Genomic DNA, 25,153 nt, shown 5'->3' with positions numbered 1-25,153 from the left:
CCAAGCCCGTCAGCGAGGCGGGAGAGTGCGTGGCCGTCAGTTTCGAGAGTTGGCCGACGCGGCGGCCTTCTCCGCTGGCTGATCGCGTCGAGACCAATCCCCATACTCGGCGGCCTACGGGGCGCCTGGCGCGAGATCGCGGAGGCTACCTGCGTGTCCGTGCGCGAGGGCTCGCGGGAACTGTGCCGCTTGCAGCCGACGTAAGGCCGCTGCCGGGCGTCGCACCTCATCGATGGACGACTGGCAGCAGACCAGCGATCAGACCTGGCAAGGCTCGTCGGTCCGACAACGACCCGGCGAGTTGGGCGAGGTGGGGTAGCAGTCAGTTGCGTTCGTGGGCTGACCTGCGACCGCATCCAAGACTCGTGCTGGCGTGAGGCCCGCCAAGCCGCGGAAGCTCCCAGGCGCGGTGAAGTCTCCGACCAAGAACTCGTGTTCGATGTTGCTCATCCCAGCTCCTCATCTGTCAGCAGGCATCGCACGTGCGGCAGTCAAAGACGGTCACCGTGGTCGGGTAGCGCTCCGAGCCTGTGGCGACTCCGGGTCGCTGGAAGGCCGTGAGGGCGCGGAAGCTCCCGGGGGCAGTGAAGTCACCGGCCAGGAACTCGTGATCGATGGTGCGCGAGCTTGTGTGCTGCACGGTGATCTGAGTGCCCTGCTTGACGTGCAGCACGGTGGAGGTCACGCCGAACGGCGAGACGGCGGCATCGACTCGGCTCCGATCGAGCACGGCGTCCTTCGGGACGTCGTAGAACGTGCTGAACGCCGTGTCAAGGAAGATCCGCACCGACGAGTCGTCGGGACCCGCACCCAGGATTCCAGCCACCAGGACGACCCCGTCGGCGTGATCCGCTGACGGTGCGACAGCATCAGGCGTCAGATCCAGGTCGTCATTGTCGCTCCGACCAACCATGACAGCTCCTCAGTTCGCTTTAATTGAGGCTAACGGACGAGATGCTGTGGGCGCACCCATAGTGCGCTGGGCACTTGGTCGTCGACCAACCGTGCGTAGGTGAACCCGACGCCCGCGAGTCCCACCATTAAGCCCGGCGCCGGCCGTCCAGTGGTCGGGCAGGGCCAACCCAGGGAGGCGGTGAACAGCTTTGCGTGGTCGGCGGCGATCCCGCGCGCCGCGAGCAGCGCGTCAGCCGGCCCGAGAACGTCGAACCCGGCACATTCGCTCAGGACATCGATGAGTCCACCGACTCCGTGACACAGTGACCAGTCGCCCCCGCCACGCGGGTCGCGAACGGCCCGTTCCTCGAGCCGCCTGAGCGTGGTCGAAGCGGCGATCCGAGCTTCGTCGAGTCGCGCGGCATCGTGGGTCGCGGCAGAGGCAGACAGCCGGGATAGGGCGATGCCTGGTGCTCCGTGGCACCAAGCAACCATGAACCGGCTCGGTGCCGAGGCCCGCCGCCGACGCCCGTGCCGACGCCGGTCGACCCAGTTCCCGCGCGACTCCTCGTGGTGTGCCTGCTCGAAATGACACGCTGCGTCGATCGCCGGGAGCAGGTGGTCCCCTCCCGTGGCTCGGAACAGTTCCGAGAGCGCCAAGATCCCGCTCGCGGCGCCGTGGGCCAAACCGGTCAGGTTCGGGTCTCGCGGGTTGACGCCAGCCCAGCTCATCCCCACGGAGGTGTCTGCGGCGTCGATCAGCCGAGCTGCGACATCACCGGCGACCGACAGCAGGTGCCGCTGGTTCAGTTCCTCGGCCAGCGCCACCAGCGCGAGGATATCGCCCGCAGCGCCGGTGATGAGGTCCGCACCGGGCCAGGTCGCGGACGGCTTGAAGCTCAGTGCCAGAGCGTGGGCATCCTCCAGGAGCTGATCATCGTCGATGGCCACCCCGACCCGGGCAGCGGCAAGCGCCACCCCAAGCGTGCCTTCGTAGAGCCCGGACGTCGATGGAGCCGGCTGGGTCGTCGTCAACGCTCGGCGTACTGCGCCTCGAGCGGCGTGCTTGGTCGGACGACTGCCCGTCAATCTGGCCGCCTGGGACAGGAAGAGCCCGACTCCGGAGTCTCCGGCATAGAGCCAGGGGTCGAGGGTGCTGACTCGATCACCCGGTCCGTCAGCGCCCAACCATGTGCACATGTCGCCGCCCCAGAGCGCCTCCCGGACCAGGTGGTCGGCAATGGCGCCGACAGCGTCGGTCAGGAGATCTTCGTCTAGCTCCATCGGCCTGCGATCCGCGCGAACACGTCGTGGGATGCTGCCGAGCAGTACGGCGCCTCGTACGAGATTCCCTCGTCCGCGAAGACGTCATCGAGGTGAGCCGCGCCGCGTCGGACCGCGGAGGGTGAGTCTCGAGCCCTCAGGATGGCTCTGGCGATGAGTCGGCTTCGGTGCTGGCCGAAGCTCCAGCCGCCACCGGGTTCCTGCGCGACGGCCAAGCCGTCGGTCAGGCTCAGCGTCATGGCAGGCGTCCCGGGCGCCAAGTATGTCGCGAGATCGCTGTGAATAGCCGTGAACACGTCGTGATGCACCGCCAAGTCTTCGAGCGACACGTAGGCGACCCCGCTATCGCAACGGTCGAAACGCGATCTGTCATCGACAACCTTCAGGCTGCCGCCGATGCCCGCCTCGTTGCACCTATCAGTGACGACGCGGATGAACGGCTCGGCACCGTCGGCCACGAGGTGCCAGTAAAGCCTGGCTGTCGTCGTTCCCGCTTCACGAGCGACGTCGAGGCTCGCCGTATGGAAGCCAGGCGACAGAGCAGGCATGTCCTTCGGGCGCCTGACGTAGGTAGCGCCCTCGTCGATACGCAGTTCGGACGACGGCAGGGCGAGCGTCAGGCCGTCTCGACGTGCCCTGACCCAGCCCCGCACGTTGGTGTCCAGAACCTGCCAACCGGGCTGCCACGAGCCCTTACCGCCGTTGGCCGCAGCGAGCCGTTCGCGGGGAAGTGGGTCAGGGGCTGGCTCGCCGCCGCCCGTCGCAGGCGGCAATGGAGAGACCTCGCCGCGCAGGTAGAAGTTCTCGTACAGACAATCGGCGAGCGCGGTCAAGGTGAGCTCACTGCGCTCCGCTGCGCTGAGGCCAGCGAGGAGTCGTGCGGGGTACCAATCGGCGCGCTCGCCACACCACCAGAAACCACCGTCCCGCGTCACCTCGATCGCGTCGAATGCCCGCTCGATGACCTGAGCGTGATTGGTCGCGTCACTCACGATGGCGCCACCGAACCGGCGCCGATACCGAGCAATTGCGAGAGCGCATCGTCAGGACGCGCGAGCATGTTGGCCCCGACCTGCAGCAGGAACAGGTGTACGGCGGTCAGCGGCGTGGACCCCGTTCCTTCGCTGGCTGCCTGGATCAGCCGGACGCCTGCGTACTGCACCGCGCCCCGCAGGAATTCTCGAGATTCGTCGGGCATCAACCGGCGCCGCGCGGCGTACGACTGCCAGAAGGCCTCCACGCTAGGGAGGAGTGCCTCACGCTCGACCTTCGCCAAGGGAAAGAGGTGGGACGGGCTCTCCACCTGGATGGACGGAATAGACGTGAGCCAGGTAGCGAGGTAAGCGCCGAAGACGGCTCCGACGTCCCAGCGGGCATCGCCCGCCCCTGCGTCCTCCCAATCGATGATGCAGGTGCCTCGTCGGCGTCCGTCGGCGCTACGGCGACTGAGAATGTTGTCGAACTTCATGTCAGCGTGGACGAACGCGTCAGCCCGCCAGGACGCCGCGGCCTCGTCCAGGTCCGCAAGTAGTTGGCCGTGCTCCTGAATGCGCCGGACCAGCTCGAGGTTCGCTCCTGACCGCGACGGGAGGTCGGACAGAGTCGGACGGTGGAGGACGAGCCCGTGCGGGAACTGCGCTTCGTAGGGCGGAGGGGGCATCCGATGCAAGTCGGCCAACGTGGAGCCGAGGTTCCGGGCGAGCCGCTGCGACGGGCGTCCGCTGCGGACCTGCTCCGTCATCGGGACATCGCCCTCAGTGACGGCGTAGACGAGGGTTCCCCCGGACTTGCTCTGCCAGAGCAACGTGGGGAGCGCCCGACTCAAGAGAGGGCTGCCGGAGCGCAAGAGCGCAGCGTGCACCAGCGCTTCCCTGCCGACGCCGGTCAAGCCGGCCCTCGGATGCATTTGTTTGATGAAGTACGAGCTGCCCCCGCCAACTTCGACGAGGAAGCTGACGTTGCGGTGACGTCTCCGCTCGACAGCAACTCCTTTGACCGCCCAGGTCGCGCTCTCGACGATCTCGGCATGGGTCAACACGTCCAGCACGTCGCGGAAAGCCGGCGCCTGCCCGTCGAGCTCCACGGTCACGGTGCCACCGTCCCGACCGGCGCGAGCGCTGTCAAGGTCGGTGTCGCGCCTCCGCCGCCGCGCAGCTAGCCGGCAGTTCGCGGCATCGCGCGATCTAGGTATGGCGCGCCGGGCCGACCTGCGTGACGATCGAGTCAGCTCATGACACCAAGGAGGCCGGATGACCGACTCGCTTGCCGACGCGAAGCTGATCGACGCTGTCGTGACACTCACCGACGAGCCGGATGACTTGCGACACGACGGCAGGGCCTTGTCGGCAGAGAAGGCTGTCCGCAAGGAGTACGGCGACGTTCAACAAGTGACGCTGCGCATCCCGCTGTTCGTACTTACTGCACCCAATGTCGAGGGCTGCAAGACCACGTTGACGCGGTCGACCTCGGTGGCGGCGGGGTGGAGCCTGACTTTGAAGTTCTTCGGCAACGGTGCGTCCTTGGGACAGAAGGCGACGGTCTCGTGGACACAGGAGGTGAGCGCCGGGCCGGGCGAGCGCAGTCGGCTCTTCCTCCCTCTTCAGGTCGACGTCGCCGAGGTGACCACCTACTTCGACGACCACGAGGAGCAGGTCAGCTACGAGGTGCAACTCGGCAAGGAGAACCTGACCGTCAACAAGATCGGCGTGGACAGCCCACACGAGTGGGAGCCGACCGGGCTCAAGGTTCCCCTCATTGAATCGCTGTTGAAGGAGTCACCGGAGCCTGTGACGCAGGAGGTCGAGTACAAGTTCCAGACCGACGGAGACTTTTCGCTGGGATTTAAGGCCTTCAGCAATGACCAGACATTCAAGGTAGAAGCCTCGCTGGAGCGCACTCATAAGCTGGCAGCCGAACTGGCAGCGGGTCACGACTATGTGGGAAGTGCTGGCGCCGGGCCGTGGCCTCCCTACCTCGCCTGGAGTGTTGACGGTCGCCCCGACGGCCCGCGGGGGACGTAGCGAAGGTGTGCCGCCCGTGCGGCCATGATTCGGTCTGGTCTTCGCTGACGGGGCACCGCGTAGGTTGCCCGGCATCCGCGGTGGATGGACGCACTTGCCGGAACGCGTGCCCTGCGCCAGATCCGTGTGCTTCGTGCAGAAGTCATTCGCCTTGAATGGAGACGGCTGGGAGGGTGATGCGGTGCATGTGGATACCAGCAACGGCATCGTCATCGAGTACGACACATTCGGAGACCCGGCCGACCCGGCCATCCTCCTGATCATGGGGTTCGGTACCCAGCTTCTTGGCTGGGACGCCGAGTTCTGCCGCCTGCTGGCGGGTCGTGGTCGTTACGTTATCCGCTACGACAACCGCGACTGCGGTCTCTCCGCTAAGTACGACGATGACCCGGTCGACCTGATGGACCTCATCGGTGCCGTGACGTCCGGCGACTTCGACAGCGCACAGGCGATGTCGCCGTACACACTGCGTGACATGGCCAGTGACGGGGTCGCCCTGCTGCAGGAGCTCGGCATCGACCGTGCGCACGTGGTGGGTTCCTCGATGGGCGGCATGATCGCGCAGAAGATGGCGACCGAATTTCCCGACCAGGTCTTGTCATTGACCTCGATGATGTCCACGACCGGAGAGCCGGGGTACGGCCAGTCCACCCCAGAGGCACAACAGGTCCTCTTCTCCCCGAGGCCTGCCGACCGCGCAGGCTACGTCGCCGCCGCCGAACGAGAGCTTGCTTGGGCTTCGCACAAGTACGGTGACCCGGCAACGCTGCGGGCGCTGGCCGCAGCCAGCTATGACCGCTCCTACTACCCGGCCGGCGTCCCGCGGCAACTGGCCGCGATGATCCTCGACGGTTCGCGGGCCGACGCTCTTCGGGCCCTCGAGGTGCCGACGCTCGTCATCCACGGCCTCGACGACACCCTGATCGACCCGAGCGGCGGAGAGCGAACAGCGGAGCTAGTGCCCGGTGCGAGGCTTGTGCTGATCGAGGACATGGGCCACGACCGACCGCGAGCATTGTGGCCACAGCTCGTCAATGCGATTCACGAGCTCACCGAACGTTGAACACGGGTACCCGGCCGCGGCGCATAGCAACTTCAGATCCGAGGGGTGCACGCGAGTCCGCCCGGCTCGACGGCAGGACCCGCAAGCGCATCAGCAGTTCTGCGCACTCTCGGCGGCATGAGGGGGTGCTTCGTGTGACACGATCCCGGCGTGGACCGCGCCTGCTAAGAGGAGGTCGCCGTGCTCCTGCACGGTCTTCTCATCCGCTTAGACAACAGGCTGCCGGGCAAGGACATCACGCTGATCGCCGAGTTCATCGACGCCAACGAACTGGGACTCGACCTCGAACAGATGGCCGACGTCTTGAGCGAGGACGAGCAGCCGCTCGCCAGCGACGAGCGGGTTGACATCCTCGCTCTCGTGGATCGCATGCAGATGGGCGACCGCGTCCCCGACGCTCTTCGGTTCTGCCCGAAAGGTGAGGTCACCCGCCCGCTCATCGGCTGAGCGTGCGTTTCCATGTCACCGATACGCGGCGGTAAGACGCACCTGAGTGCTCGGATCGGCGGATGCGGCTTGATCGTCGAGCTGCCCGTGCCCAGCTTCTACCGTTGTCGGGTTGAAGGGTCGGATTCGTCTGCGGACCTCCCAAAGGAGTGTCGGCGAGATCGTCCCAAACGTGGGAGTCGGTCGCAGACCCAGCCCTTCGGCGGGAACGGTGAAGCCGGCCATGCGATCGATGTCTTCCATCAACGGCTTCACGCTCGTCGTTTCAGTTGGAGTCAGATCGTCCGGTGCCGAAGGCTCCCACTTGATCAACGGATTGCGGAGGGGTCAGAACTCACCGCATCCACGTCGGGCATCGTGCCAAACGACACGCGCCACTGGCGCCGTTCCGTCGGACCAGCGAGCGCGCCTCCGACTCCGGCGGACATCGACGGCTACCCAGGCCGAGACGCATCCGCTCATCAGCGCGATGAGTGCGGTTCAGGTGGCGCGGACCTGCGGCGAAGGGATGCACTTGGGCGCGGACCGCGACAGGGTCGGGCCGGCTAGCGCTGATGACTGCGCTACTCCGGACCCAATTTCGGGGAACTCGCGAAGATGGGCCCCCAGCGCGGGCATCGAGGCCGTGTCATGGTGCAAATCAGTGCGGATGGTCTAAGGGGGCCAGATGGCTGAGTCCTGGATCCCGCGTTGCGCGGTGTGCGAGGTCCTCAACGGCGTTAAGGCGATCGCTCCGGCTACGACATCGCTACATGGGATACCCATTTGTGGCGCCCATGTTCGAGAGGTGCACGGGAGCGAATCGTCCGCTGCGGCAAAGGCGGTGCGACGCCTAGCTCTGTAGCGGCGGAATCACCCCACCTGCGGTTCCGTTGGCGGGGCAGAAGTACTCGCGACGGTACGACTCACAAGCAAGTTTCCTGTTGAGAAGGGCGCATCCTTCGGACGCGGCGAGACAAACTTAAGACTGCCCAACTCTAGGCACGTATGCGTTGTTGCGAGCACAAGCCTTTTGATTGCTCGACGCCGCTTCAAGGTGCGGCCAAGGTCGCCAAAATGCCCGACGCGGCAGTGAGTGGTAATTCATGAAGGCTAGAAGGTTTCTTCGCTTAGCGCTCGCAGGCATCACGGGAGTCATGTTCGGTGCCCGTGGGTTAGCCGACGAGGATCCGCCGCCCGACCCACCGCCCGATTTCGCGACTGTCGCCAGACTGGCGGCCTCGTCGGTGTGGGAGTCGCGATCTACTGCGGAGAAGGACGACCTATGTCTTGGGTACCGCACCGACCCTGAGGGAGCGTTAGCGCTTGTTGAGCATGCGTACACCCAGGGGGCGGCGCTTCGGCCGCGGCAGAGGCGTACGTCGAGGCGTTCGAAGAACTGCTCCAGCGGGATTGCTGACTCGCCGACCAGCGTGGCTGATCCGTCATGCGCGGACCGCGCCGGCTTTCGCACTACAGCCTTGCGGCCGGCGCCGGTCGGTCGCGGCGACCGGGTGCAGCCAGGGCTCCGGATCAACGCGCTTTCGGATCGCATGACCAGCGGCAAGCACGGGATCTCCGGGGATCGCGGTTGGCCTTAGCGTCGGGTGACACTGGCAGGTTCGGGCGAAGCGACCTGTCCGATTGGATGGATAGCCACGCGAAGGTCTGCTGGGTTGAGACCCAGCTCCATGGCTCCTCGAGCACGACCTGATCCAAAGGGTCTTTCTTCCCCTGAACCTCGATCAGAACAGCCAGTCGAAGTTCCGGGATGAGCTGAGCGCGATTCGCGCCGAGCAGCGGTCACTCGCGCGGAGCCTCCCGGTCCTGGCCAAGTAGCTCCCCATCTCGGTGGAATCAGGCAAGTTGGTGCAGACGGCAGCTCCGTAGTCACCGGTCCTCGCCCCAATTGGCGATGACCACGGCTATCGGTGGAAGCACGGCAGCGACGACCGACATGGCCACTGCTGCCGTGGTAGACCACAACCGGACCAGGTTCCAGGCGAGCAGGATCAGCACCAGACAAACGCCCATGAGCGCGAAGTACCACTGCTTACGCCGGCGTAGCCGCTCGCTCTGCGGCCTGTGCACCCGTCCATCTGTGACGCGGTGGGGTCCTCTCATCGCCCCACATTGCCACGCTGGCCGCTGGGCGTGCGGTGCCGCAACCAGCTCGACCATCAGAGAATCGTTGCGTCCGGCTCGCGGCGGAGTGGGCTAGGTCCGCTGACACCGGTAGGTGCCGCAGCCTCCCGTCTGGTCCCGTTCGTGCAGCAGACTCGTTCGCGAACTTCACCCGGCGTGGATGAGCCGCTGTGCGGGTGCGAGGTCCATCCTGAATTGCGACGGCAAGCCGCGGAGGAGCTCCTGCGCGACCGGCCGCCGAAACTAAGGGAGGTTCGTCATGTGCCGCTGGCTCGCCTATTCGGGCTCGCCCGTGATCCTCGAGGAGCTGCTGTACAAGCCGCAGAACTCGCTGATAGTGCAGAGCCTGCACTCCCGGCTAGGCGCCGAGGCGACCAACGGGGATGGTTTCGGCGTGAGCTGGTACGGAGGCGCGGGAGACCCAGGTGTGTTCCGCAGCGCAGAACCGGCCTGGAACGACCGCAACCTGCGCGAGCTCGCGGCACACATCGCCTCACCACTTGTCTTCGCGCACATCCGAGCCTCCATCGGGTCACCGGTGCAGCAGACGAACTGCCATCCGTTCCGCCACGGCCGCTGGTTGTGGATGCACAACGGCTATCTCGACGGCTTCGCTCTGTTGAAGCGTGACCTCATGTTGGCGGTCGATCCCGAGCTCTTCCCATCGATCGAGGGCTCGACCGACTCAGAGCTGTTCTTCTTCCTGGCCCTGACCTTCGGCCTGAGGAAGGATCCCCCGACAGCCGTCGCTCGTGCCGTCGGCCTCATCGAGGAGACAGCGCGACGGCACGGAGTGGCCTTCCCGGTGCAGATGACGGTGGCAACCACCGACGGCACGACTATCTGGGCGTTCCGCTACTCCAGCGAAGGACGCTCGCGTTCCTTGTTCCACAGCGCCGACGTCTCCGCCCTTCGCGACCAGCACCCCGACAACCCTGTGTTGCACGGATTGTCGGATGAGACCCGGATCGTGGTGTCCGAGCCGTTGGGTGACCTACGTGGCGCATGGCTCGAGATCCCGGAGGCCACCTGCGTGACCCTCCACGGAGGCTCTCAGGACCTACGCCCCTTCCAGCCGGCGTAGGACCTGACGCGCGAGCCACATCTCCCTGAAGATGGCCCGCATGGCGGGGGGCCACGATCTCGGTGACGACATCAACCAGATCCAGCACACTGAGCCGCTCAGCTGAGGCTCATCACCGGCTCACCGTTGACCAGGCCCGCGCCGGCGATGCGACAGGCACCGCTTCGCGGGCTGCCGGCGTTCCACGCCTGCCGCACGCAGCTGCGCGTGGCGAGCTGGGCCCAGTAGTTCGGGTGCAGCGACTCCTGGATGTAGTAGGGGCTGGCCGAGCCGCAGCATGTGGAGACCGTGCGGATCTGGTTGACCCACTCCGTGCGGTCCACGGCCCCGGGCGTCTGCCAGCTGGCGATGCCCTTCTCCTCGTAAAGACCGACCGTGCTCTCGCAGAGCCGACGGCCGTTGAAGGCGGCGGACAGGTCGAGGGTGCGCACGTTGGGGAGCCCGGAGTCGGCGGCGGCACCGGTGACCGCAGCGTTGATCGCCGGGAGGGCCGTGTCGTTGGCCCAGTCGGCGTCACGGTTCCAGAAGCCGCAGCCGCCGGTGCTCTGCCGGCTGTAGCCGCTCTCGGAGTAGCGGATGCCGGAGCCGCGCGGGATCGGGCTGGGGTAGGTCTGCACCAGCAGGGTCCACTCCGCGTCGGAGTACCCGGCACTGCGCATCGCGGTCGAGACGTTGCGCAGGGCGGTGGAGATCCGCGCCCGCACGCTCGCCACGTTGGCGGCAGTGAAGTTGGCCTTCACCGAGCTGTCGTCGTAGCAGTAGTCCTTGAACCAGGTCGGCGACGTCAGGAAGTCGACGACGCAGGACTGCACGACGTCGGCGAACTTGAAGTCGTTGCCGCCGATCGAGACCGTCACCATCCCGACCCGATGGCTGCTCGCGAACTGCTGCAGCTGCTTGGCCTGGCCGAGGTGGCCGGCACCGTCGTCGTAGAAGTCCAGGCCGGGCTTGAAGTTGGCGCCGTTGCTGGTGGTGGTGGTCGCGCCCGAGCAGGCCAGGTTGAGCCCGTTGACCCCGCCCCCGACGTAGGCCTCGGCCGACCTGCTGCGGTGGCAGCGGGGGATGGTCTCGCCGGTCCCGGCGGCGTTGTCGAAGTACGCCGTGCTCCCGAGCGCGTCCGCCCGCGACGACGAGGCGTTGCTGCTCCCGGCCCAGCGGCCGGCCTCGCCGCTGATGTAGGAGTCGCCGAGCGTCACCACCCACGGGGTGCCCGCCCCCGGCCCGTCCGCGCTCGCGGGTGGGGCGACCGCGAGGAGCCCCCCGAACCCGACGGCGAGGCACGACATGACCGCGGCGATCCGAGATGTGAGCACGGTCACAGACCCTAGGGCCATCCGATGGTGAGCGGAAGGTCAGCTGCAGTTCTGGTAGTAGTACGCCGTCAACCGCTGGGAGGCCTCGGCGAACGGCTGGATCTGGGAGGAGAAGTCCGACGGGTCACCCGATCCGCCGGAGACCTCCTGGAGGGTCCGGTAGTAGTCCGCGATCGTGCGCAGGTCGGCGCTGATCTCCTCGGGTGCATCGTCGGCCAGCTCGCCGTAGACCCGGGCGCTGTCGGCCAGCTGGCCCTGCAGCTTGTCGAGGTCCGGGTCGGTCCCCGGCGAGGAGAGCAGCTCCAGGCTCGCGTCCTGCTGGTCCTTCAGCGTCGAGCAGAAGGTGGCGGACGCGTCGCCACCACCGTCGCCGTCCTGCGAGGACTCCGGTGCCGACGGGCTGGCGGAGTCGGCGTCACCCGAGGAGTCCGGGGACTCCGAGGAGGTGGTCGCACTGGCCGTCGAGGTGTCGTCGTCGTCGGTGAGCGCGGTGACGCCGAAGTAGCCGCCGACTCCGATGGCCGCGAGCAGCAGGACCGCGACGACCGCGACGATCGCCACCGTCCGCGAGGAGCTGCGTGCCGGCTGCCCGGTCGGTGCACCTGCCGGCGGCTGACCGTACGGCGGGCCGCCGTACGGACCGTGCGACGGCGGACCCGAGGGCGGGCCGGAGGGTGGTCCCGACGGCGGGCCCGCGGGGACGACGGCGAGGGGCTGGGTCTGGGCCGGAGGCGGCGGGGGAGGCGGGGGCGTGGCGACGCTCGGCGGCGGCGGCGGCGGAGGAGGCGGGACGGCCGCGGCCCGCGCCGCGATCGCGGACCGGACCTCGTCGTCACCGTGCTCGTCGAGCCAGGCCAGCAGGCCGTCGTACGCCTGTGGGTGCGCGGCCACGGCGCGCCACGTCGACCGGTCGGTCTGGGCGATCTGCGCCAACCTCGTCGGTCCGGTGGAGGGGTCCTGCGCCTCGCGGAGGAGGTCGTCGCCTGCCATCTGTCGCTCACTCTCTGGGGTAGACCAACGGTCGCTCGAGGATCGGCCGCACCTCGTCGGCGGGCACTACATGCCCCACCCGGTCGAGTCCCAACCCGGTGTGCGGCTCGCGATCGACGGAGCCCGTACGTCAGCCGAAGGGTAGCGGCTCCGGGGCGAGGGAGACGGCCTTGGCGCGGGCCGCGGTCAGGTTGCGGCGGTGGTGCTGGCGGCAGAGCACCTCGTAGGCGACCTCGGCCGGCGGCCCGCCGCGCTCCTCCACGTCGCCGACGACGATCACCTCGCCCTCGGTGACCATGATCCCGTCCTCGGTGCGCGCGTTGTGGGTTGCCCGCTTGCCGCACCAGCACAGCGCCTCGACCTGCAACACGTTGACCCGGTCGGCGAGCTCGATCAGCCGGGAGCTGCCCTCGAAGAGCTGGGTGCGGAAGTCGGTCAGGATGCCGAACGCGAAGACGTCGATCTGGAGCTCGTCGCAGATCTTGGCCAGCTGGTCGATCTGCGAGCGGGTGTAGAACTGGGCCTCGTCGCAGATCAGGTAGTCGACGCGACCGCCCTGGGTGAGCGCGGTGACGACGTACCGCCAGAAGTCGAACTCCGGGTCGACCTCGAGCGCGTCGTGGGTCAGCCCCAGACGACTCGAGAGCTGGGCGGCACCGGCCCGGTCGTGGGTGGTGAAGATCCGGCCCACTCGTCCACGCGCGGCGTGGTTGTGGTTGGTCTGGAGGGCCAGCGTGCTCTTGCCCGAGTCCATGGTGCCGGTGAAGAAATGCAGTTCAGCCACGGGTCGGGATCCTTTCATGGACCGGCCGTCGGCCTGCATCATGGGCGCATGGCGACACCGTTGATCTCTGCCTCCGAGCTCCACGAGCGGATCGGGGAGGTGACGGTCCTCGACGTGCGCTACCGGATGGGTGGCCCCGGCGGTCGGGGCGAGTACGAGCGCGGACACATCCCGCGGGCGTCGTACGTCGACCTCGACACCGACCTCGCCGCGCCAGCGGGCGCCGGTGGCCGGCACCCGCTGCCGGCGGTCGCGGACTTCCAGGCGGCGATGCGCAGGGTCGGCGTGCGCGACGATCGCCCGGTGGTCGTCTACGACGACTGGTCGGGCCTCGCGGCCGGCCGCGCCTGGTGGCTGCTGCGCCACCACGGGCACCCGGACGTGCGCTTGCTCGACGGTGCCTGGGCGGGCTGGCTCGCGGCCGGGGGAGCGGTGCACACCGGGACGGTGCTGCCGGGACGCGGGGACTTCACCGCCCGGCCCGGCCAGATGCCCGTCGTCGAGGCGGAGGACGTGCTCGGCGTGCCGGTGCTGGTGGACGCCCGCGCCCCCGAGCGCTACCGCGGGGAGACCGAGCCGGTCGACCCGGTCGCCGGGCACATCCCCGGAGCGGTCAACGTGCCGACCTCGACCAACCTGGCGGCCGACGGCCGCTTCCGCTCCGCCGGCGAGCTGCGGGCGCTGTACGCCGCCGCGGGGGTCGACGGGTCCGAGGACGTGGCCGTCTACTGCGGCTCAGGAGTGACCGCTGCGCACGACGTGCTCGCGCTCGAGGTCGCCGGGATCCGGGCGGCGCTCTACCCGGGCAGCTGGTCGGGCTGGATCACCGATCCCAGCCGGCCGGTCGACCCGGGCTCGTCCTGACCGACGCCTGCCGGCCACGGTCTCAGGCGCGGTCCGGGCCGTTCGAGCCACCGAACATGATCTCGTCCCAGCTCGGGACCGAGGCGCGTCCGCGCTTCTTGGCCGGGCGGCGCACCTCCGGCTCGGGCTCCTCGGCCGCCGCGTCGGCGGCCTCCTCGCGGAGCTCGGAGGCCTGCTCGGCGACGCGCTCGTCGGTCGGCGCCTCGGTGTCGAGGAAGGCTTCGATCGGCTGCTCCGCGACCAGGTCGATGGCGTCGTCGCCCAGCGACTCGCCGAGGGGCAGCTCCACGTCGGCGTACGCCGGCTCGTCGGCCGGGCTGAGACGGCGCTCGCGCGCCGCCTGGAGGTCGTCGGTCCGGACCGGTGCGTCGACCGCGGGGATCAGCTCGCCCACGAGCCAGCGGGCGTCCTCGTTGTCGAGGGTGACGTAGTTGCCCGGCGCGTCGAAGGTCAGCTCGGCGGTGCCGGAGCGGTCGCCGGTCTCGTAGGCGGCGACCAGCGACCAGCGGCCGTCCTCGCGACGCCACGCGTCCCACTCGACCGACTGCGGGTCGACGTTGTGGGAGCGCAGGTGGGAGGCGACGGCGTCGCCCAGGGTGCGGGCACCGCCGGTCGGCGAGGCGTCGCTGCGGCGGACCGAGGAGCGCTGGGCGCGGTCGGCCACGTGCTCGCGCTCGGCCAGCACGGGTGCCGCGAAGACCATGATCTTGTCGACCGAGGTCTGGGCCGCCTGGGCGACCGCCTCGGGCGACTCGCCGGAGCGGATCCGGGCCTGGATGTCTCGAGGGCGGAGGGTGCTCTCCATCTTCTTCTCCATTCCTCGGCTGACCGGTGCTGGCTGGGGGGCGCTCGGGAGCACGGCCGCCCGCAGACGGTCGTCCACGGCGAGCACGTGCTCGGCACCCTCCTCGTCGACCAGGTGCAGCTGCGTGCCGTCCTCGCTCACACCGACGAGCCTGAGGTACGCCATGGCAGGTCGAACTCCCGTTCCTGGTTCGGACCGGTGCGTCTGCTGCTGGATCGGTGCGGTCATCGGTGGGCCGAGCCTACGCCAGCGGAGGCCGTCGTCCGCGCAGCCCTGCCGCGCGCCTCCCGGTCACTCCAGTCACATCCGCACCAGCCTGCGTCCGCACCGCCCGGCGTACTACCGTCCGGAGGTGGCCACCACCGACCCCTCCACCACCCAGATCGTCCTCGACCTGGCCGGCATCTTCGTCTTCGCGATCTCCGGCGCCCTGGTCGCCGTGCGCAAGGGGCTCGACGTCTTCGGCGTCCTGGTCCTGGCGGGTACGACGGGCCTCGGCGGCGGCTTCCTGCGCGACGTGCTGATCGACGCGACGCCGCCCGCGGCGCTGCAGGACTGGCGCTACCTGCTGGTGCCGCTGCTCGCCGGCACCCTCTGCTTCGTCTACCACCCGGCGCTGGGGCGCATGGAGCGCTCGGTCACCGTGCTCGACGCGTTCGGTCTGGGGCTCTTCTGCGTCACCGGGTCGCTCAAGGCTCTCGACTACGGCCTGGGCCTGGCGCCGGCGGCGCTGATGGGGATGGTGACCGCGATCGGCGGCGGCATGCTGCGCGACCTGCTCGCCGGACGGGTGCCGGCGGTCTTCCGCGGCGAGCTCTACGCGACGCCCGCGCTGGCGGGATCGGCCGTCGTGGTCGCGCTGGCGCACACCGACCTGAGCTACTGGACGATCGCCCTGCTGGGCGGCGGCCTGTGCGTCGTGTGGCGTCTGCTCGCGATCTGGCGGCACTGGCAGGCGCCGGTGCCGACCGGTCCGGCGAGCGTGTAGCTAGTCGCCGAGGACGCGCCGCAGGTAGGGGTTGGCGAAGACCCGGTCGGGGTCGAGCCGGTCGCGCAGGGCGAGGAACTCCTCGAAGCGGGGGTACGCCGGCGCCAGGTCGGCCGCCGTCCGGGTGTGCACCTTGCCCCAGTGCGGGCGGCCGCCGTGGGCCCGCATGATCGGCTCCAGGAGGGCGAAGTACGCGAGGTGGTCGGCGTCGCGGTGCGTGTGGAAGGCGAGGTACATCGACTCCCGACCGTTCGAGGTCGACATCGGGATGTCGTCGGCCGGGGTCACCCTGATCTCCACCGGGAAGGTGATGTTGAGCGACGAGGCCTCGATGGCGGCGCGCGCCTCGCGCAGCGCGGTGAGCCCGGCCTCGCGCGGGACGGCGTACTCCATCTCCCGGAAGACCACGGTCCGCGGTGACACGAAGACCTTGTGGGCGGCATCGCTGTAGGTCCGCGCCGACAGCAGCCGGCTGGAGACCTGGTTGAACCGCCGGATGGTGCCGGGGAACCGGTTGGTCACGTGGTTGAGCGCACCGAAGAGCGTGTTGGAGAGGAACTCGTCCTCCCACCAGCCGCTGAGCGCCGACAGCGGCTCGGCCTCGTCGACGCCGATGTCGAGCCTGTCGTTGGTCTTCGTCATCAGCCGGTCGGTGTGCGGGAACCAGTAGGTGTCGACGTGGTGGTGCTCGGCGACGCGCTGGTCGAACCCGTCCAGCGCCTCGTCCCAGCTCATGGGGGTCTCGGTGGCCTCGAGCACGAAGAGCGGCTCGACCCGGAAGGTGATCGTCGTCAGCACGCCGAGGGCGCCCAGGCCGAGCCGGGCGTGCTCGAGGACGTCGGGGTTCTCGGTGGCCGTCGCGCGGACGACCTCGCCGGTGCCGGTCACCAGCTCGAGGCCGGCGATCTGCGCGGAGAGCGACGCCCAGGTCCCGCCGGTGCCGTGGGTGCCGGTCGAGGTCGCGCCGGCCAGGGTCTGCTCGTCGATGTCGCCCATGTTGTGCAGGCTCAGGCCGAGGGCCGCGAGGCCCGCGTTGAGCACCTTCAGCTGGGTGCCGGCCAGCGCGGTGACCGTCATCGCCTCCCGGTCGACCGAGAGGATGCCGCCGAGGCGGGTGGGTCGGAGCAGGGTGTGCTCGGGGGCGGAGATCGCGGTGAAGCTGTGCCCGGTGCCGACCATCTTCACGGTCGTCCGCTCGGTGCGCGCGCGCTCGACGGCCGCCACGATCGCGGCGGTGTCCGTTGGCTCCTCCACGCGCGTCGGTCGCGACGACTCCAGGCCCGACCAGTTGGTCCACTCGCTCACGCGGGGATCGTAGTGCGGTACTACGACCGGCCGCGCGGCAGGGCCTGCGCGGCCAGGGCGGCCACCAGGCCCGCGGCGACCGAGACCAGGTACGCCGGCGAGGCGCCCTGGTGGTCCACGACCAGGCCGCTGAGCGTCGCGCCGGGCGCCACCCCCGCGACCAGGCCGGTCTGCATGATCGCCATCCCCTCGGTGAGGCGGCCCGCGGGCACGACGGCGTCGGTCAACGACATCGTGGCGATCATCGTCGGGGCGATCGCGAAGCCGGCCACGAAGAGCACGAGACCCATCAGCGGCAGCGAGCCGATGAAGGCGAGCGGCACCATCGCGCCGGCCATCGCGAGGGAGCCCCAGCGGACCCGGAAGGAGGGGCCGCGGCGCCAGTGGATCGCGCCGGTGATCACCCCGGCGGACAGGCTGCCGGCGGCCCAGAGCGCGAGCAGCGCGCCGGACACCGCCTTGTGGCCCTGCTCGTCGGCGAACGCCACCGTGGTGACCTCGGCGGCGCCGAAGAGCACCCCCAGCGCCGCGCAGACCACCGCGAGCGGGATCACCGAGCGCCACGGCATCGGCGGCTGGGCCGCCGAGGCCCGGGTCCGCGGATGCGGGGGCGGAGCGGTCGAGCGCTGCGCGGCGTACGCGAGCGTGCCACCGACGCAGGCGACCGCAGCGGCGACGATCCCGGCCACGGGGTCCCACGCGGTCGCGAGGAAGGCCACCAGGATCGGGCCGATGATGAAGACGGCCTCGTCGAGCACCGCCTCGAGGGCGAAGGCCGTCTGCACGTCGGCCGGCCGGTCGAGCACGTGGGACCAGCGGGCCCGGACCGACGAGCCGACCTGGGGCAGGAACGCGCCGCCGACCGCGGCGAGGAGGTAGGTCCACACGACCGGCCAGTCCTCCTGGACCGACACGACCAGCAGCGAGATCGCCACGCCGAAGCCGACGCTGGCGACGGCGAGCACCCGACCCTGGCCGAGCTGGTCGAGCAGCCGCCCCTGGAGGATCGCGAACCCGGCGTTGGCGACCATGTACGCCGCCGAGATCGCCCCGGCCACGCCGTACGAGCCGGTGGCGGCCGAGACGAGCAGCACGATGCCCAGGCCGATCATCGAGATCGGCAGTCGGGCGACCAGGCCGGTCATCGAGAATCGGAGGGTGCCGGGCCTCGCGAGGATCCGGCGGTACGACGTGAGCATCAGCCAGGACGCTAGCGGTGGCCGTCGGCCGCCGACGAATCATTGCGAGCCCCTTCCTAGGATGGCGCCATGACCCTCGACACCAGCCCGTACGACGCCGTCCTCCTGGTGTCCTTCGGCGGTCCGGAGAAGCCCGAGGACGTCGTCCCCTTCCTGGAGAACGTGACCCGGGGTCGCGGCATCCCGCGCGAGCGGCTCGAGGAGGTCGGGCAGCACTACTACGGGTTCGGCGGCCGCTCGCCGATCAACGACCAGAACCGGGAGTTCATCGCCGCGATGCGGGCCGACCTGGCCGGCGCCGGGATCGACCTGCCCGTCTACTGGGGCAACCGCAACTGGGACCCCTACCTGACCGACACGCTGCGCCAGATGGCGACCGACGGGATCACCCGCGCCGCCTGCTTCGTGACCAGCGCCTACTCGTCGTACTCCTCGTGCCGGCAGTACCGCGAGAACCTCTTCGACGCCATCGACGCCCTCCCGGAGGGGCAGAGCGACGGCGCGCCGGTCCTGGACAAGCTGCGGCTCTACTTCAACCACCCGGGCTTCGTGGAGCCCTCCGTCGACGCGACCCTGGCCGCGCTGGCCGAGCTGCCCGACGCCGTCCGCGCCGACGCGCACCTGGCCTTCGTGACCCACTCGATCCCGGAGAGCATGAACGCCGGCAGCGGCCCCCAGGGCGGGGCGTACGCCGAGCAGCACCGCAGCGTGATGGCCGAGGTCGTCGACCGGATCAGGCAGGAGACGGGGCGCACCCACGCCCACGAGCTGGTCTACTGCTCGCGCTCCGGCGCTCCGCACATCCCGTGGCTCGAGCCCGACATCAACGACCACCTGGAGCAGCTGCACGAGCAGGGCGCGCCCGCGGTGGTGATGGTGCCCATCGGCTTCGTGTCCGACCACATGGAGGTCATCTACGACCTCGACACCGAGGCGCTGGCCACGGCCGAGCGACTCGGCCTGCCCGCCGCGCGCGCGGCCACGGCCGGGATCGACCCGCGGTTCGTCGCCGCGGTGCGCGACCTGCTCCTGGAGCGGGCCGCGGTCGAGCGCGGCGAGGAGGTGGTGCGCGCCGCGGTCGGCAGCTGGCCGGCGTGCTGGGACCGGTGCGCCGCCCACTGCTGCCCCAACCCGCGCGCGGAGCGCCCGGCGCTCTCGCAGCTCGACTCGTGAGCGGGTCGCACCGCGAGCTCGCCGACCTCGCCCTCGCGGCCGCCCGCTCGGCCGCCGAGCTGGTGCGCGAGCGGGCCCGCGGCGAGGTCACCGTGGCCGCGACGAAGTCCAGCGACGTCGACGTGGTCACCGAGGCCGACCGGGCCAGCGAGGCGCTGATCCGCGCCCACCTCCGCGCCGCCCGACCCGAGGACGGCTTCCTGGGCGAGGAGGGCGCCGACGTCGCCAGCACCAGCGGCGTGCGCTGGATCGTCGACCCGATCGACGGGACCGTGAACTTCCTCTACGGCATCCCGCAGTACGCCGTCTCGATCGCCGCCGAGGTCGACGGAGTGGTCGTGGCCGGCGTCGTCGTCGACGTCCAGGGGCGCACGGAGTACGTCGGCCACCTCGCCGACGGCGCCGAGCCCGACACCGCCACCCGCGACGGCGCACCGATCTCGGTGCGCGGCCCGGCGCCGATGGCGCAGCGCCTGATCGGCACCGGCTTTTCCTACGACCGCGAGGTCCGCGTGCTCCAGGCGCAGGCGGTGACCCGGCTGCTGCCGCTGGTGCGCGACGTACGCCGGCTCGGCTCGTGCGCCCTCGACCTGTGCTTCGTGGCCGAGGGCCGGCTCGACGGCTACGTCGAGGAGGGCGTCAACCTCTGGGACCACGCCGCGGCCGGCCTGATCGCGCGGATCGCGGGAGCCCGCACCGAGCTGATCGGCGGGGTCGGGGGACTGGACCTCATGGTCTGCGGGCCGGCCCACGGGTTCGACGAGCTGATGGCGCTCGTCAGGACTGTCGGCTTCTGACCCGTTTCGGAGGAATAGCACCAGGGCACCTGATGTTCACGCTCCGCAACGCCGTACAGGGGTGCCTTCTGCAACGTCGAGGGTGCATGATCTGGCGGCTGAGCAGACGACGAGAGATGAAGATGCACGAGGCGTACCGCCCAGGCGCCTCGCAGAGTGGAGTGACGAATGGCGACTGACTACGACGCACCGCGCAAGACCGAGGAAGACCAGTCCGAGGAGAGCATCGAAGAGCTCAAGGCGCGGCGCCACGACAAGAACTCCGGCAAGGTCGACGAGGACGAGGCCGAGGCGGCCGAGTCCTTCGAGCTGCCCGGCGCGGACCTCTCCCACGAGGAGCTGGCGATCGAGGTGAAGCCCAAGCAGGAGGACGAGTTCACCTGCATGAGCTGCTTCCTGCTGCACCACCGCAGCCAGCTGGCCGATGCCAAGAAGATGATCTGCTTCGACTGCTCCTGAGAGCACCGGGGCTGCTCGAGCCGGCGCCCAGCCGGAGCGAGCAGCACCACCCGGACGACACAGAAGAGGCCGCAACCCCTCGGGTTGCGGCCTTTGCTGTGCCGGGGCTACTGCCCGTCCGCCTGGAGCTGGCCGGGCAGGTGCCCGGTCGAGCGGACGTAGTACGACGTCGCCCGGCGCTGCGCGAGCATCCGCGCGAGCCCCACGGCCATGCCGCTCACGACGGCCCAGGAGACCGCCTCCCAGATCTCGACGTCGGGGTCCGCGGGGTTCTCCGGCGGGTTCTTGCCGGTCGCCACCGTCCAGGTCTTGTCGATCGTCTTCTTCGCGACCGCAGCCGCCACCAGCGCGGACGCGACGGAGAACGCGCCGAATGCCTTCGATCCACCATCAGCCATGGCCGAAGGGTACCCAGCCGGGCCGGTCCTACGTCCCGGTGGCCGTGGTCAGCGCGGCGAGAGCGGTGACCAGCTCGTCCGGGTGCCGGGTCGAGACCAGCCAGTACGGCGCCGGGTCGGCCGGGTCGGCGATCTCCACCCGGACCGCGCGCTTGAGGTAGGGGCGCAGCAGCAGGTAGGCCCGCGCGTCGGCGTCCCGGCCCGCGACCCGGCGGGTCTCGTCCGGATCGAGCGGCGTCGCGGCGCCGACGTGCTCGGCGGCGATGTGCGCCCGGCCGGCGCGGAACGTCTCGGCGTCGACCCCGATCCGCGCGGCGCCGTACGCCCACAGACCGGTGCAGAGCAGCGCCATCGCGATCGCGGTGATGATCCACGCGACCGCCGGGGGCAGTGCCACGACGACCGCCAGCCACAGCGTGGCGACGAGCATGGTCCCCTGCACCCACCAGCGCAGCGGCACGCCGAGGCGCTCGCTGTACGTCGGGCCGGCACTCACAGGCGGAATCCTGTCATTGGGGCCGCGGCGCCCGGCCGGTAGGGTCCGGCGACGTGAACGACATCACCTCCGCCGCGCCGCTCGAGGTGCTCGTCCAGCGCCTCGACCCGGAGCTGCCGCTGCCGTCGTACGCGCATCCCGGCGACGCCGGCGCGGACCTGGTCACGACCGTCGACGTGACGCTGGCCCCGGGGGAGCGGGCGATGGTGCCGACCGGCGTCGCGATCGCGCTGCCCGACGGGTTCGTCGCGCTGGTGCACCCACGCTCCGGTCTGGCGGCGCGGCACGGGCTGTCGATCGTGAACACGCCGGGCACCGTGGACGCGGGCTACCGCGGCGAGATCAAGGTGCTGCTGATCAACCACGACCCGCGCGAGCCGATCGAGCTGCGCCGGGGCGACCGGATCGCCCAGCTGGTGATCCAGCGCTTCGAGCGCGCCGAGTTCGTCGACGTCGGGACACTGCCCGCGTCGGTGCGGGGGGCCGGGGGTTACGGTTCTACCGGAGGCTTCGGACGGCCCTGACCCGGGCGAGTCCCACCCAACATGATCATCGAGAGTGAGTTGCCGTGAAGTTCCGTCGCAAGTCCGCCGAGCCCGCTGACGGGCCCGCCGTCCAGGACGGGCCCGAGGGCGACGAGTCGACCGGGACCGCCGAGGCGGTGCCTGCGGGGCCCTACGACGTGGACGACGTCCCGGGTGGTCTCGACGCCGGCGTCGACCGGATCGACCTCGGGGCGCTGCTGCTGCCCAACATCGAGGGGCTCGACATCGAGCTCCAGGTGGAGGAGGAGACCGACCAGGTGCAGTCCGTCGTGCTGGGCGGCACCGAGGGTGCCGTCGAGCTGCGCGCCTTCGCGGCACCTCGCGGCGGCAACCTCTGGGACGAGATCCGGCCCAAGATCGCCGCCGAGTACGCCCAGCGCGGAGGCACCGCCTCCGAGCGCGAGGGTCGCTACGGGACCGAGCTGGTCTGCCAGCTCACCGTGCGCGGCGAGGACGGGCGCACCCTCAACCAGCCCGCCCGCGTCGTCGGCATCAACGGCGCCCGCTGGCTGCTGCGCGCCACCTTGCTCGGCCGGGCGGCCGTGGAGCCCGACTACGTGGGCCCGTGGGACGAGGCGATCGCCCAGACCGTCGTACGCCGCGGTGCCGGGGCCATGCCCGTGGGCGCCGAGCTGCAGCTGACGCTGCCCCCGAGCGACCAGCTCGTCCGCCGAGAGCGCTAGGCGCATGGGCGAGAAGACCCGGCTGCGGCGCACGATCAGTCGGTGGGCCAGCTCGGGCGACCAGGACGAGCGTGACCTGCGTCGTACCCACCGCGACGGGGGCTTCGAGCAGATCGGCTCGGCTCCCGACCGGGAGCGGGTCCGGCTCCGCGGCACCCTGCGCACCGTGACGCTGCGACCGCGTGGTGGCGTGCCGGCCCTGGAGGCCGAGCTCTCCGACGGCACCGGCTCGATCACGATCGTCTGGCTGGGCCGTCGTCGGATCACCGGGATCGCACCCGGTCGGTCCCTCTCGGTGCAGGGCCGGATCGGCCAGCACGACGGCGAGCGGATCCTCTACAACCCGCGCTACGAGCTGATCCCGTGACGGAGCGGCCGACCGAGACGCACGACGGCGTCGAGACCGTCGAGGCGGTGGTGCGCGCGCAGATGTCGAAGGCGCTCGGTGGCCGCCGCGGCATGTTCGAGGCGGCCGTCCCGACGCTCGTCTTCACCGTCCTGTGGCTGACGACCAAGGACCTCCGCGTGGCGCTCACCGTGAGCATCGCCTCGGCGCTGCTCCTGCTCGTGCTGCGCCTGGTGCAGCGCTCGAGCGTGCAGTTCGTCCTGAACGCGCTCTTCGGCATCGGCATCGGCGCGCTCTTCGTGCAGATCTCGGCGAGCCGTGGCGGCAGCTCCGACGACCAGGCGCTGGCGTACTTCCTGCCCGGCATCATCTACAACGCCGGCTACTCCGTGCTGCTAGCGGCGACCTGCCTGGTCGGCTGGCCACTGGTCGGCTTCATGGTCGGCAGCGTGACCGGCGACGCGACCGCGTGGCACCGGGACAAGCAGATCGTCCGGCTCTGCACGCTGCTGACCTGGCTGCTGACCGTGCCGTGCCTGATCCGGGTCGTGGTGCAGACCCCGATCTGGCTCGCCGGCAAGTCCGGGAGCATCGAGGCCGACTCGGCCGTCGCCGCCCTCGGCATCCTGAAGATCGCCATGGGCTGGCCGCTGCAGCTGGCCGCCCTCGCCGCGATGGTGTGGGTGCTCTCGCGCAACCACACCCCGCTGGAGTCGGCGGAGGCCGAGCCCGCCTAGCCCCCGTGGGCGGAGGGGGCGAGCAGGCGCTCGAGGTTCTCCTCGACGTCGGACGGCACCACGAACAGCAGCTCGTCGCCCGCCTCGACCGGCTGCTCGTCGTTGGGCACGTAGACCTGGCCGTCGCGCAGGATGGTGACCAGGGCGCAGTTCTCCGGGAACGGGATCAGCCCCGCGGGCTTCCCCACGTACGGCGAGTCCGCCGGCAGGGTCATCTCGACCAGGTTGGCGTTGCCCTGGCGGAAGGTGAAGAGCCGCACCAGGTCGCCGACGGTGACGGCCTCCTCGACCAGCGCCGACATGATCCGCGGGGTCGAGACGTTGACGTCGACGCCCCAGGCCTCGGTGAAGAGCCACTCGTTGTTGGGGTGGTTGACCCGCCCCACGGTGCGCGGCACGCCGAACTCCGTCTTGGCGAGCAGCGACGTCACCAGGTTGACCTTGTCGTCACCGGTCGCCGCGATCACCACGTCGCACCGGTCGAGCTCGGCCTCCTCGAGCGAGGACAGCTCGCAGGAGTCGGCCAGCAGCCACTCGGCGTCGGGCACGCGCTCGGGCTTGATGGAGTCCGAGTTCTTGTCGATCAGGAGCACCTGGTGCCCGTTGTGGATCAGCTCGCGGGCGATGGAGCGCCCGACAGCACCGGCTCCGGCGATGGCGACTCGCATGACGTCCTCAGCTCTCGTCCGGGCCGGCTTCGATGACCTGGTAGGCCCCGGCTGCGTGCTCCTCGCGCATGGCGACGTGCAGCACGTCGCCCTCCTGGATCACGCTCTCGCGGCTCGGCAGCATGCCCTCGCCGAGCCGGTCGATCCAGGCGATCCGGCTCCGCGACTGCGCCTGGAAGTCCACGGTGCGGTGACCGATCCACGACTCGGGTGCCGGGATCTGGTCGACCCGGATGGTGCCCGACGGGTCGCGGAAGTCCGGCTCGGCACCGGCCGGGAGGATCCGGCGCAGCACCTGGTCGGCCGTCCACTTGACCGTGGCGACCGTGGTGATGCCGAGTCGCTGGTAGACCTCGGCGCGACCCGGGTCGTAGATCCGGGCGACGACCTGCTGGATCCCGAAGGTCTCCCGGGCCACCCGGGCCGCGATGATGTTGGAGTTGTCACCGCTCGAGACGGCGGCGAAGGCGTCCGCGCGGCGGATGCCGGCCTTCTCCAGGACCTCTTGGTCGAACCCCTGACCGGTCACCTTGTCGCCGTTGAACCCGGGCCCCAGGCGTCGGAACGCGTCCGGCTCGGAGTCGATGATCGACACGGTGTGGTTGCGGTCCTCGAGGCTGCGGGCCAGCGTGGAGCCGACCCGCCCGCAACCCATGATCACGACATGCACGGGGCAGACGCTACTAG

Annotated in this window: 28 protein-coding genes and 1 pseudogene; 14 read left to right on the top strand and 15 right to left on the bottom strand. The window is 69.9% G+C overall.

The features are described 5' to 3' along the window. Positions 1-466 precede the first annotated feature (466 nt). The 4 genes from N542_RS0114515 to N542_RS0114500 form a co-directional block, all read right to left on the bottom strand. A complete protein-coding gene (locus tag N542_RS0114515) occupies positions 467-826 on the bottom strand; it encodes a hypothetical protein (RefSeq protein ID WP_155993070.1) in 360 nt (119 codons plus the stop codon). A gap of 116 nt (positions 827-942) precedes the next feature. Further along, positions 943-2,178 carry a lanthionine synthetase LanC family protein gene (locus N542_RS0114510; protein WP_028644546.1) on the bottom strand — a complete coding sequence of 412 codons (1,236 nt, stop codon included), beginning with the start codon at positions 2,176-2,178 and terminating at the stop codon, positions 943-945. After that, positions 2,169-3,170 carry a T3SS effector HopA1 family protein gene (locus N542_RS0114505; RefSeq protein ID WP_028644545.1) on the bottom strand — a complete coding sequence of 334 codons (1,002 nt, stop codon included), beginning with the start codon at positions 3,168-3,170 and terminating at the stop codon, positions 2,169-2,171. The genes N542_RS0114510 and N542_RS0114505 overlap by 10 nt, the downstream gene beginning before the upstream one ends. After that, positions 3,167-4,267 (bottom strand): phosphotransferase family protein, encoded by a 1,101-nt coding sequence (locus N542_RS0114500; RefSeq protein WP_028644544.1) that lies wholly within the window; start codon positions 4,265-4,267, stop codon positions 3,167-3,169. Before N542_RS0114500 ends, N542_RS0114505 begins: the two co-directional genes overlap by 4 nt. 160 nt (positions 4,268-4,427) lie before the next feature. On the opposite strand from N542_RS0114500, the gene N542_RS0114495 reads away from it, so the two are divergent. From N542_RS0114495 to N542_RS28435, 4 genes and pseudogenes are all read left to right on the top strand, one after another. Next, entirely contained in the window at positions 4,428-5,198 is a 771-nt protein-coding gene (locus tag N542_RS0114495) for a hypothetical protein (RefSeq protein ID WP_028644543.1), read from the top strand. A gap of 133 nt (positions 5,199-5,331) precedes the next feature. Then, positions 5,332-6,261, top strand: coding sequence for an alpha/beta fold hydrolase (locus N542_RS0114490; protein WP_197025962.1), 930 nt, complete (start codon positions 5,332-5,334; stop codon positions 6,259-6,261). A gap of 180 nt (positions 6,262-6,441) precedes the next feature. Beyond that, a complete protein-coding gene (locus tag N542_RS0114485; RefSeq protein WP_028644541.1) occupies positions 6,442-6,708 on the top strand; it encodes a MafI family immunity protein in 267 nt (88 codons plus the stop codon). Between the two features lie 1,677 nt (positions 6,709-8,385). Next, positions 8,386-8,526: pseudogene (locus N542_RS28435) on the top strand (GIY-YIG nuclease family protein); the annotation flags it as partial. 51 nt (positions 8,527-8,577) lie between these two features. On the opposite strand, the gene N542_RS28295 reads toward N542_RS28435, so the two are convergent. After that, a complete protein-coding gene (locus N542_RS28295; protein WP_155993113.1) occupies positions 8,578-8,811 on the bottom strand; it encodes a DUF3099 domain-containing protein in 234 nt (77 codons plus the stop codon). 280 nt (positions 8,812-9,091) lie between these two features. On the opposite strand from N542_RS28295, the gene N542_RS0114475 reads away from it, so the two are divergent. Beyond that, positions 9,092-9,916, top strand: coding sequence for a class II glutamine amidotransferase (locus N542_RS0114475; RefSeq protein ID WP_028644540.1), 825 nt, complete (start codon positions 9,092-9,094; stop codon positions 9,914-9,916). Between the two features lie 98 nt (positions 9,917-10,014). Here N542_RS0114475 and N542_RS0114470 read toward each other — a convergent pair whose 3' ends face one another. From N542_RS0114470 to N542_RS0114460, 3 genes are all read right to left on the bottom strand, one after another. Next, complete coding sequence (locus tag N542_RS0114470) at positions 10,015-11,229, bottom strand: hypothetical protein (protein ID WP_231482669.1); 1,215 nt, start codon at positions 11,227-11,229, stop codon at positions 10,015-10,017. Positions 11,230-11,268: 39 nt separating this feature from the next. Then, on the bottom strand, positions 11,269-12,219 hold the full coding sequence (locus N542_RS27905) for a variant leucine-rich repeat-containing protein (RefSeq protein ID WP_028644538.1): 951 nt from the start codon (positions 12,217-12,219) through the stop codon (positions 11,269-11,271). A gap of 130 nt (positions 12,220-12,349) precedes the next feature. Continuing rightward, on the bottom strand, positions 12,350-13,003 hold the full coding sequence (locus tag N542_RS0114460) for a thymidine kinase (RefSeq protein ID WP_028644537.1): 654 nt from the start codon (positions 13,001-13,003) through the stop codon (positions 12,350-12,352). Between the two features lie 48 nt (positions 13,004-13,051). Here N542_RS0114460 and N542_RS0114455 point away from each other — a divergent pair, with 48 nt between their 5' ends. After that, positions 13,052-13,867, top strand: coding sequence for a sulfurtransferase (locus N542_RS0114455; RefSeq protein WP_036507840.1), 816 nt, complete (start codon positions 13,052-13,054; stop codon positions 13,865-13,867). Between the two features lie 22 nt (positions 13,868-13,889). Here N542_RS0114455 and sepH read toward each other — a convergent pair whose 3' ends face one another. Then, positions 13,890-14,837, bottom strand: coding sequence for a septation protein SepH (gene sepH, locus N542_RS26720; protein ID WP_051551787.1), 948 nt, complete (start codon positions 14,835-14,837; stop codon positions 13,890-13,892). A gap of 187 nt (positions 14,838-15,024) precedes the next feature. Here sepH and N542_RS0114445 point away from each other — a divergent pair, with 187 nt between their 5' ends. Beyond that, a complete protein-coding gene (locus tag N542_RS0114445; RefSeq protein WP_028644535.1) occupies positions 15,025-15,660 on the top strand; it encodes a trimeric intracellular cation channel family protein in 636 nt (211 codons plus the stop codon). On the opposite strand, the gene N542_RS0114440 is transcribed toward N542_RS0114445, so the two are convergent. Together N542_RS0114440 and N542_RS24960 are read right to left on the bottom strand one after the other, a co-directional pair. Further along, positions 15,661-16,965: a D-arabinono-1,4-lactone oxidase gene (locus N542_RS0114440; RefSeq protein ID WP_028644534.1), complete on the bottom strand. Its 1,305-nt coding sequence runs from the start codon at positions 16,963-16,965 to the stop codon at positions 15,661-15,663. Positions 16,966-16,985: 20 nt separating this feature from the next. Then, a complete protein-coding gene (locus N542_RS24960; protein WP_036507837.1) occupies positions 16,986-18,164 on the bottom strand; it encodes an MFS transporter in 1,179 nt (392 codons plus the stop codon). A 69-nt stretch (positions 18,165-18,233) separates the two neighbouring features. Between N542_RS24960 and N542_RS0114430 the strand changes: the two genes are divergently transcribed. From N542_RS0114430 to N542_RS0114420, 3 genes are all read left to right on the top strand, one after another. Further along, positions 18,234-19,337 (top strand): ferrochelatase, encoded by a 1,104-nt coding sequence (locus N542_RS0114430; RefSeq protein WP_028644533.1) that lies wholly within the window; start codon positions 18,234-18,236, stop codon positions 19,335-19,337. Then, positions 19,334-20,134: an inositol monophosphatase family protein gene (locus tag N542_RS0114425; RefSeq protein ID WP_028644532.1), complete on the top strand. Its 801-nt coding sequence runs from the start codon at positions 19,334-19,336 to the stop codon at positions 20,132-20,134. The genes N542_RS0114430 and N542_RS0114425 overlap by 4 nt, the downstream gene beginning before the upstream one ends. A gap of 168 nt (positions 20,135-20,302) precedes the next feature. Continuing rightward, complete coding sequence (locus tag N542_RS0114420; RefSeq protein WP_028644531.1) at positions 20,303-20,593, top strand: DUF4193 domain-containing protein; 291 nt, start codon at positions 20,303-20,305, stop codon at positions 20,591-20,593. Positions 20,594-20,700: 107 nt separating this feature from the next. On the opposite strand, the gene N542_RS0114415 is transcribed toward N542_RS0114420, so the two are convergent. Both N542_RS0114415 and N542_RS0114410 read right to left on the bottom strand, forming a co-directional pair. Beyond that, positions 20,701-20,991, bottom strand: coding sequence for a DUF4235 domain-containing protein (locus N542_RS0114415; protein WP_028644530.1), 291 nt, complete (start codon positions 20,989-20,991; stop codon positions 20,701-20,703). Positions 20,992-21,019: 28 nt separating this feature from the next. Next, positions 21,020-21,487, bottom strand: coding sequence for a DUF3093 domain-containing protein (locus N542_RS0114410; RefSeq protein WP_028644529.1), 468 nt, complete (start codon positions 21,485-21,487; stop codon positions 21,020-21,022). Positions 21,488-21,549: 62 nt separating this feature from the next. On the opposite strand from N542_RS0114410, the gene dut reads away from it, so the two are divergent. Genes dut through N542_RS24955 form a run of 4 tightly spaced genes read left to right on the top strand, consistent with a single transcriptional unit; the run spans position 21,550 to position 23,798 of the window. Then, positions 21,550-22,011 carry a dUTP diphosphatase gene (gene dut, locus N542_RS0114405; RefSeq protein WP_051551832.1) on the top strand — a complete coding sequence of 154 codons (462 nt, stop codon included), beginning with the start codon at positions 21,550-21,552 and terminating at the stop codon, positions 22,009-22,011. A gap of 44 nt (positions 22,012-22,055) precedes the next feature. Then, positions 22,056-22,715: a DUF3710 domain-containing protein gene (locus N542_RS0114400; protein WP_028644527.1), complete on the top strand. Its 660-nt coding sequence runs from the start codon at positions 22,056-22,058 to the stop codon at positions 22,713-22,715. A 4-nt stretch (positions 22,716-22,719) separates the two neighbouring features. Then, the gene (locus N542_RS27565; protein WP_028644526.1) at positions 22,720-23,082 is read left to right on the top strand and encodes an OB-fold nucleic acid binding domain-containing protein; all 363 of its coding nucleotides are present in this window, start codon (positions 22,720-22,722) and stop codon (positions 23,080-23,082) included. Then, the gene (locus N542_RS24955) at positions 23,079-23,798 is read left to right on the top strand and encodes a DUF3159 domain-containing protein (RefSeq protein ID WP_036507831.1); all 720 of its coding nucleotides are present in this window, start codon (positions 23,079-23,081) and stop codon (positions 23,796-23,798) included. Before N542_RS27565 ends, N542_RS24955 begins: the two co-directional genes overlap by 4 nt. On the opposite strand, the gene N542_RS0114385 is transcribed toward N542_RS24955, so the two are convergent. Further along, complete coding sequence (locus tag N542_RS0114385) at positions 23,795-24,466, bottom strand: potassium channel family protein (protein WP_028644525.1); 672 nt, start codon at positions 24,464-24,466, stop codon at positions 23,795-23,797. The two genes, N542_RS24955 and N542_RS0114385, sit on opposite strands and share 4 nt — an antisense overlap. A gap of 7 nt (positions 24,467-24,473) precedes the next feature. Continuing rightward, a complete protein-coding gene (locus N542_RS0114380; RefSeq protein WP_028644524.1) occupies positions 24,474-25,136 on the bottom strand; it encodes a potassium channel family protein in 663 nt (220 codons plus the stop codon). Positions 25,137-25,153: the final 17 nt, after the last annotated feature.

The organism is Nocardioides sp. URHA0020, from assembly GCF_000620705.1.
Lineage (GTDB): Bacteria > Actinomycetota > Actinomycetes > Propionibacteriales > Nocardioidaceae > Nocardioides.
The sequence above is the reverse complement of the archived record's forward strand: the minus strand, read 5'-3'. Positions and strand labels throughout refer to the sequence as shown.